The sequence below is a fragment of the Candidatus Darwinibacter acetoxidans genome, assembly GCF_041936445.1.
Taxonomy (GTDB): Bacteria; Bacillota; Limnochordia; order Darwinibacteriales; family Darwinibacteriaceae; genus DTU010.
The window spans coordinates 1-1,172 of record NZ_JBHGXH010000156.1 but is presented as its reverse complement, the minus strand read 5'-3'; the positions used below and the strand labels follow the sequence as shown (position 1 = coordinate 1,172).

Below are 1,172 nucleotides of genomic sequence, written 5' to 3'. Positions count from 1 at the left end.
TTCGGGAGAACCGGGGCCGCCTGATCGCCGCTGCGTTGACGCTCGGTGTCGCCTGGGTGCGGGCCGGGTGCCCGGAGCCGGAGCGGGTGCCGCCGCTCGGAGGATTCGAGGGGTGGCGGCATGTCGTCGGGGGGATCCTCGAGCATGCCAGCGTCGGGGAGTTTATGGGGAACGCGATGGACGTTTTCCTGGAAGGTGATACGGACCTCCGACAGTGGGAGGGATTCCTCTCGGCCGTGTTCGACGAGTTCGGATCGCACCCCTGGACCGTTTCTGATCTCAAGATCCGGCTTGACCGGGAGATGAAGGAGGTGACGACGTTCCGGACCTTGATCCACGAGACGCTACCGGATGATCTCTCCGATGCCTTTGTGGATCCGCACCGGTCTTTCACCAGAGTGTGCGGGCGGGCGCTCGCCAGGCAAGAAGGTAGGAGGTTCCCGTCCGGTCTCATGATCCGGCGCGGGAAGACGGTGCAGCGGGCGACCCAGTGGGTGATCGTGCAGACGAAAGGCGAAGATCAAGGGCACACAGAAGGAGGTGAGGTGGAATGAAACTCACAAAAATTTTACCAAGAAACAAACTCACAAAACTCACAAACTCACTTCAGTGGTATAGCGACGCGAATCACACTCGGAAACAAACTCACCAAACTCACAAACTCATGGAAAATTTAGACGGAAACAAACTCACAAAACTCACGGGAAAATCTAAACTCACTATCTATCGGGCAACACTCCGGCGCCCGATTGCAGAGATATCTAATTATATTAGATATCTCTTTTTCTTAAGTGAGTTTGTGAGTTTACTATACTTACAAACGTGTGAGAAAAAAGAGGGAGCACATAATATACAGTACAGGGATGGCCCACGGGAAACTCACCAAACTCGCAAACTCACTTTGCCGGCGGGGGTGATCTGATGGTTGCCAGTAACACGCTCAGTAACACGCTCAGTAACACTCTGAGGGGTCGCAACTCTCCTGGCGACGGCACCGCTCGGGGGGCGATCCTCCTGAACCCCCTCGATCGCGCCCTGTCGGTGATCACTCGGTGCGACGCCTGCCCCGAACCATGCCCTTGTCGCAGGTGCATCGGCGAGGAAGAGGCGCGGTGCGGCGACATCTGCCAGGGGTGCCGGGGCAGTAAGTTCTGTGGATCCATGGACCGGAG

The 1,172-nt window shown here is 57.2% G+C and carries 1 protein-coding gene and 1 pseudogene; both read left to right on the top strand.

All coding sequences use genetic code 11. The annotated features are described in order from the left end of the window. Window positions 1-554 (top strand): annotated as a pseudogene (locus tag ACE4YL_RS05970) (hypothetical protein); the annotation flags it as partial. Between the two features lie 367 nt (window positions 555-921). Then, window positions 922-1,172, top strand: a 251-nt coding sequence (locus ACE4YL_RS05965) for a hypothetical protein (protein ID WP_461369361.1), incomplete at its 3' end; no start/stop codon positions are given.